Source organism: Microbulbifer thermotolerans (genome assembly GCF_900112305.1).
In the GTDB taxonomy this organism is placed as follows: Bacteria; Pseudomonadota; Gammaproteobacteria; order Pseudomonadales; family Cellvibrionaceae; genus Microbulbifer; species Microbulbifer thermotolerans.
The window spans coordinates 1-5707 of sequence record NZ_FOKT01000019.1; the positions used below are offsets into that span (position 1 = coordinate 1).

The 5707-nt window shown below is 46.5% G+C and carries 10 protein-coding genes and 1 pseudogene; 4 read left to right on the top strand and 7 right to left on the bottom strand.

Translation table 11 applies throughout. The annotated features are described in order from the left end of the window. Positions 1-154: 154 nt before the first annotated feature. Positions 155-544, bottom strand: coding sequence for an ankyrin repeat domain-containing protein (locus BM155_RS16515; RefSeq protein WP_217641578.1), 390 nt, complete (start codon positions 542-544; stop codon positions 155-157). Next, a complete protein-coding gene (locus BM155_RS17640; RefSeq protein WP_074904419.1) occupies positions 537-1190 on the bottom strand; it encodes an RHS repeat-associated core domain-containing protein in 654 nt (217 codons plus the stop codon). Before BM155_RS17640 ends, BM155_RS16515 begins: the two co-directional genes overlap by 8 nt. Before the next feature lie 25 nt (positions 1191-1215). Between BM155_RS17640 and BM155_RS17865 the strand changes: the two genes are divergently transcribed. Beyond that, positions 1216-1407 (top strand): site-specific integrase, encoded by a 192-nt coding sequence (locus BM155_RS17865; RefSeq protein WP_067157604.1) that lies wholly within the window; start codon positions 1216-1218, stop codon positions 1405-1407. 60 nt (positions 1408-1467) lie between these two features. On the opposite strand, the gene BM155_RS16530 is transcribed toward BM155_RS17865, so the two are convergent. Then, positions 1468-1905 (bottom strand): hypothetical protein, encoded by a 438-nt coding sequence (locus tag BM155_RS16530; protein WP_074904422.1) that lies wholly within the window; start codon positions 1903-1905, stop codon positions 1468-1470. A gap of 90 nt (positions 1906-1995) precedes the next feature. Here BM155_RS16530 and BM155_RS16535 point away from each other — a divergent pair, with 90 nt between their 5' ends. Further along, positions 1996-2253: a helix-turn-helix domain-containing protein gene (locus BM155_RS16535; RefSeq protein ID WP_067152755.1), complete on the top strand. Its 258-nt coding sequence runs from the start codon at positions 1996-1998 to the stop codon at positions 2251-2253. Between the two features lie 196 nt (positions 2254-2449). Continuing rightward, positions 2450-2713, top strand: a pseudogene (locus BM155_RS16830) (RHS repeat-associated core domain-containing protein); the annotation flags it as partial. On the opposite strand, the gene BM155_RS17190 reads toward BM155_RS16830, so the two are convergent. Together BM155_RS17190 and BM155_RS16545 are read right to left on the bottom strand one after the other, a co-directional pair. Then, positions 2624-3292 carry a hypothetical protein gene (locus tag BM155_RS17190; protein ID WP_067152753.1) on the bottom strand — a complete coding sequence of 223 codons (669 nt, stop codon included), beginning with the start codon at positions 3290-3292 and terminating at the stop codon, positions 2624-2626. The pseudogene BM155_RS16830 and the gene BM155_RS17190 overlap by 90 nt on opposite strands. Before the next feature lie 9 nt (positions 3293-3301). After that, positions 3302-4123: a T6SS effector amidase Tae4 family protein gene (locus BM155_RS16545; RefSeq protein ID WP_175487820.1), complete on the bottom strand. Its 822-nt coding sequence runs from the start codon at positions 4121-4123 to the stop codon at positions 3302-3304. A 9-nt stretch (positions 4124-4132) separates the two neighbouring features. Between BM155_RS16545 and BM155_RS17350 the strand changes: the two genes are divergently transcribed. Next, entirely contained in the window at positions 4133-4282 is a 150-nt protein-coding gene (locus BM155_RS17350) for a hypothetical protein (protein ID WP_175487821.1), read from the top strand. 451 nt (positions 4283-4733) lie between these two features. On the opposite strand, the gene BM155_RS16550 is transcribed toward BM155_RS17350, so the two are convergent. Next, positions 4734-5069: a hypothetical protein gene (locus BM155_RS16550; RefSeq protein ID WP_074904427.1), complete on the bottom strand. Its 336-nt coding sequence runs from the start codon at positions 5067-5069 to the stop codon at positions 4734-4736. Next, the coding region (locus tag BM155_RS17470) for an RHS repeat domain-containing protein (RefSeq protein ID WP_302848375.1) at positions 5069-5707 on the bottom strand (639 nt) is incomplete at its 5' end. The genes BM155_RS16550 and BM155_RS17470, both read right to left, overlap by 1 nt.

Sequence of the window (5707 nt, forward strand, 5' to 3'; positions counted from 1 at the left end):
TCGGTCAGCTGGTTGTAGTTCATCAGTGCTTTTCTCTTGGCGGGGAAAGGCGCAACTCTACCAGCTGGCCGTCCCTTTACCAATTGCACTTATTATCCGAAACCGCGAAGAATGAATTTGACCAAACACCGCTTAAGGTTGCTGAGCTTGGAAATCACAACGATGCTGCAAGACTGCTAAGAAAACGATAGATTTCAGTTTCATTCAACAATTTTGCAAGTTCAGTTGGGGTATCTCCATCAGTGTTTTTGATGTCGATACTTGCACCACGATCAACTAACAATTTCACCACATCGATATGCCCTTGCTCCACTGCATCATGGAGTGGCGAGTATCCATGCTCACCTTTAGCATTAATATCTGCACCACTGTCAAGCAAAATAGAAACCTCTTCAATTAGTCCACGTGTTGCCGCAATGTTGATTGGATAATCGCCAAACAAACTTTTTGTATTGACCGTTGGTATAGGCATTTCACTGTACTCTGGTAATCCGGCATAGTCGCGCAATATACTTTCCAGTCTTTTGTCTCTTTGATTATTCACACTGATCACCACAATTATCTTGAATCCAATTTTCAAGATTCCGAATTGCATTACGTGTATTCTGAATCTCAGTCATATGACCAGCATCACCATCGTTGTACCATTTGCGGCTGAAGTTCTCACGTAACTGAAGACATTGCTTTAGCCTGTTCAAGTTGTTTTTAGCGTCTGTACATGGGTCTCCAGTTGGAGGGATTGGAGTTTTACATATTCGACTATATTCCTTTCTTTCCCTTGCTTTATCCGCTTTGTCCGTTGGCGTGTCACTGGGAGTGCTGAGGATTGCAGCCAACGCTATACCACCAGCAATTGCAGTTCCAATTCCAGCACCGACACCGCAACCAACTGGCCCACCCCATGCCCCGGCAAGGCAACCTGCGGCAGGATTTAACCCATTCGGGTCGGTATACATTACTGGATTTTGGTATGCATATCCGTAAGTGTTGATGCCACCTTGAAGCCCAATCGGATCAGACTGAATATATCGTCCAAGACTGGGATCGTAATCCCTGAAGTAGTTGTAGTAATGCTGTGCCTCACCGCCCTGTATCTGCCCCGGAAACCGCAAATTTACAACAGTCTGCTCTCCATCGCTATCCGGATCAGTATCCGGCGCTGTCTGCCCAAACGCATCAGTGATTGCCAATTGGTTTAAGCGGTTGTATTCGGATATGGGCTATGACGGCTGTTCCAGCCATTCCGGGCGGCGCACGTTTATCACCAACGCGGCAAAGAACATCACCCGTGTGGGTGGATCACTGCGGGATGTACAACTGTTGGCAGGACACACCAATCTGGCAACCACCCAGCGATATATTCAAAGTGACAGCCATGCCATCCGAAAGATCGTGAATTTAGTTTGATTATTTGAAAGGGAAATCAGCCCCGCGAATTAATGCCACGGGGCTGGGAAGGGAGACTCCTTACATGCAATCGCCGGATGCCATCATGATGGCACCAAACTTTCCCATGGCTTCCTGTTCGCTGCATTGGTTGCTGTCGATTTTGCCAAAGTCACCGGTGCCATCCGTGGCTGTCATATAGGCATCATGGTCAGTGCCTGACCAACCTTGATTACTGAGGGACAAGGATAAACAGGCAACCATGTTTTTGAATTCCGGTTGCTGCTTGAATAGCTCCAACATCTGCCGACTTTCCCCACCCTTAGCCAACCCGGAAACTACAATGGCTTCCGCCGTGGCATCGGCTGCGCCATTGGAGCTGTCACATCCGGTCAACAGCATTACCGGTACAAATACAGCCAACAGCGTGGCTTGGATCATTTTCTTCATAGTTTTTTTGTTGTGATACGTGATTTCATCGTGGTGATCCACGAAATGTGACTCATAGTCGTCACGCACAAGTATAGCCAATTTCTCGCCATATGTGACTTATCGTCCGTTGGTTTATGAGTCACACCAAAAGACCATGTTTCCCATTTGAGGGTGAATATGGCAAAAGAGAAAAAACCCTTTCCCTGCCCGGAATTTGGACAGTATCTGCGGCAATTACGGGAAGCAGCGGACTTAACACAAGAACAGTTTGCGGAAGCTGCCGACTTTGACCGCACCTATGTCAGCGGTGTCGAACGGGGGGAGTGCAACGTCAGCTTGGTCAATATCTGCCGATTCGCGGATGCCCTGAGCCTGCATCCCGCCAAGCTGTTTGATTTTTATAAGAATCCCAAACGCCAGAAGAAACCCGGCTAAGCCTCTACACAAAAACGGTGGTCTCACCCTGATCTGACCTTGGTTTCACGATCTATCAGGGTGTACAGGTCAGGTCTGACGGTGCGTAGACCATGATTGCAGTTTGGATGTAGGCTTATGCCGGTGAAAATAAACTATAGGGATGGTGAAACAACGGTGGGGATCGTAGCGGGGTGAACATACTGATCCCAGTCTTGGACGATACCTCCAAAGTGATCCGATTGGGTTAGCTGGGGGGATAAACACCTACGCTTATGTAAGTGGAAACCCCGTTAACCTTTACGACTTCTTTGGTTTGTGTGCTTGTCAGCGCCCAACGTCTAATAACTTTTGGAACGCTTATCCAAATTACAACGCATTTAACGCAACTTCAGTTTGTTGCTACCACAATCGAGAAAGACATTGCCTCATGGATTCCCGCATCAACCGAACCTACAATTTCGTCCCAGTCCTGATTTAAAAACGGGCACTGAAAAGCAATGGGATCAATACCAATAGGAGTAGAATCACATGCATATGAATATTTTGCAAGAGTAGTGCACGTTTTAACCAAAAGATCAGACTTTTGAATAGCACCAAGTAACGCGAAACCGGTCGACTTATCTTTATGCATCACCACGCCGCTATTAGTTTTCGCTGACTCTTTTACCGCATATACACTGTCATTCCAGACCTCAGAAACCAGTCGTAAATCAAGCTGTATTTCATTTAAGGATACTTCCTTACGATTTGCTACTTCAGTAAGTATTGAACTCACCAACTCGATAAATGCACTGACTGTAATAGTATTCCCACTTTTATTCGACTCCGCTGAAGTTAGTCTCATACCGGTTGAAGACTTGAGTTGCAACAACCATCTTTTCCCAAGGTTCTCGTAACGAAGATGAATACCATCGAGTTCTACGCCCTCTGGAAAAGTGGCTTTAAACCTAATGTCACTGGGATCACTGTCAAACACTTCCAGCTTCAATTCTTTTGGTGAAGCATTACAGCCACACGCAATTAGGGTAACTACAATTATTAATGCAATTTTATTCATAACATTTTCCTATGGGCAATTACAGCCTTGAGTTGGGGTAGTGGGTAGCAACCAAACATTACCCAAGAATCCCGCAACATAAGGGTCAGTATAAGTGCTCGTCACAACCGCTGCATGTCCATTAGAAACCACCAATGCAACTTGACCACCACTCAAACTATTTTGAAGCGCCTGAAGTTGATTGCACGAAGTCAAGACTTGGTTTGGCGCTCCCCAATTTGCCTGTAGGTAGCTGTTAAGTTGTTGTGCTGAGATAATATAACGCTGACCATTGTTATTTCCGCCCCAATTTCTATTAGTCTGGTGCTGAGGACTATTTTGAATCGGCGCACCGCTATTATTTAATCCATGGCTAACCCTTGCAGCACATGAATTTGAATAAGGTCCGTAACTCTGATTTAACGAACCTCCAATCAAATTCCAAACTGAAGTTGCGTTAAATGCGTTGTAATTTGGATAAGCGTTCCAAAAGTTATTAGACGTTGGGCGCTGACAAGCACACAAACCAAAGAAGTCGTAAAGGTTAACGGGGTTTCCACTTACATAAGCGTAGGTGTTTATCCCCCCAGCTAACCCAATCGGATCACTTTGGAGGTATCGTCCAAGACTGGGATCGTAATCCCGGAAGCAGTTGTAGTAATAAGCCGCCTCACCGCCCTGTATCTGCCCCGGAAACCGCAAATTTACAACAGTCTGCACTCCATCGCTATCCGGATCAGTATCCGGTGCTGTCTGCCCAAACGCATCACTGTCCCAGCGCCAGACAACAACTTCATTACCATCAGTTCCAATACGCGGCGTGTTTAAGTGGTCCGTGTGCAGATAAGTCAAGGTTCTACCTTGAACCTCCCCTTCGCTAAAGGCCGTTACAATCTGTGCCACCGGCATGTTATCCAGGTAGATGTAGTCAGTCTAGCTCTGGATATCCGTGCCGTTGGCAGCGATATTGGTCTCAGCAAGATACTGTCCACCCAAGTCGTAGCGCTCTGACCCAGCGCGTTGTAGAAGTAAGTGGCTTTGAGTTCGCCCTCTTCGCTATAGGTTTTTAAGCGGTTGGCGTGATTGTAAACGACCGCAGATAAATCCTCGACACTGGCGCTACCTGAACTGCAACTTCGAAATCTGCTTCAAGTCTCTGATTGATGCCGCACACTCGGTGCGCAATGCCTGCGAGCAGCTCGGCAAACACTAGTCTCGCGGAATCCGCGACTGCGAGCGCTCTTTATCCCCTCCGATCACTTCCTAAAATTTTGCCTTTCCTTGAAAAATACCGTCGCGGGCTTCCTCGACGTGCTGTTACATCCCAATAAAGCTGTTTGACACAATTCCATACAGGACGTCATATCTAAATAACCCAAATAGAAGACCCTGACAACAGCGGAGTAAGTATGCAATAGCCTTTCCATCAATTTTTCAATTTATGGGTGTCTATTTTTACTCTTTACTCGTCACAAGGGTAAGCAGTTATCTCTATAGAAACTCCCCTGCTAGATAACTCATCTAGCACAGAAGAACTTAATCTAACGGTGAACGTAACCGCCTCCTGAAGCATGTGGTACACAGCAACTTGCAAAACCGACTTACGGCTAAAGACATTGCTATCAAAGAGGTCAAGCATTTTCAGGAAAGCAACTATCACGCTTTCGAGAGTGTCCTGGGTATTTTCATAAAACCCAGATATTTTTACTTTTCCCCTGTCAATCTGCACACCCAAAGGTTCAGGGGGGCGGCCACCCAACTCATTTAACTCGGTGAATAGAGCAAGCTCGTAATCCATTACGCCTCCAGATCGCACATGTTTTCATCCTTACATTCAAATCCCCACGGTTTGCAATAAGGGTTACAGGGATCAACCATACAAGCCAATTCTAACGGCAGTGGTATCAGTAAACTTTTTAGGTCGCTCCCTGGGCTCTTGGAATCCGGCCCTGGCTGGCCCATATCCTTCCACTCCTCAAACAAATCTTTAGCGTCTTCTTTACTTAAATCTGGGTCGCCAGGCCGCTTTTCATTGCGGTGATACCACTGCCAAAACTTTTTAGGCAAACCGTAAAATGCATCAAATTTATTAAGGCCATATGGATCGATGAAATTAATCGGGTTTCCACCAACGTAAGCATAGGTATTCGGCCCATCGATTAAACCAAGGGGGTCGCTTTGCAAGTACCTGCCAGTGCCCGGATCGTAATCCCTAAAGTAGTTGTAGTAAAACGTCGCCTCACCACCCTGTATCTGCCCCGGAAACCGCAAATTTACAACAGTCTGCACTCCATCGCTATCCGGATCAGTATCCGGCGCTGTCTGCCCAAACGCATCACTGTCCCAGCGCCAGACAACAACTTCATTACCATCAGTTCCAATACGCGGCGTGTTTAGGTGGTCCGTGTGCAGATACGTCAAGGTTCTACTTTGAAC

Coding starts and splice junctions, on each gene's coding strand:
- BM155_RS17865 (WP_067157604.1), top strand. CDS start 1,216: ATGGGCTATGACGGCTGTTCCAGCCATTCCGGGCGGCGCACGTTTATC.
- BM155_RS16550 (WP_074904427.1), bottom strand. CDS start 5,069: ATGGATTACGAGCTTGCTCTATTCACCGAGTTAAATGAGTTGGGTGGC.
- BM155_RS17190 (WP_067152753.1), bottom strand. CDS start 3,292: ATGAATAAAATTGCATTAATAATTGTAGTTACCCTAATTGCGTGTGGC.
- BM155_RS16535 (WP_067152755.1), top strand. CDS start 1,996: ATGGCAAAAGAGAAAAAACCCTTTCCCTGCCCGGAATTTGGACAGTAT.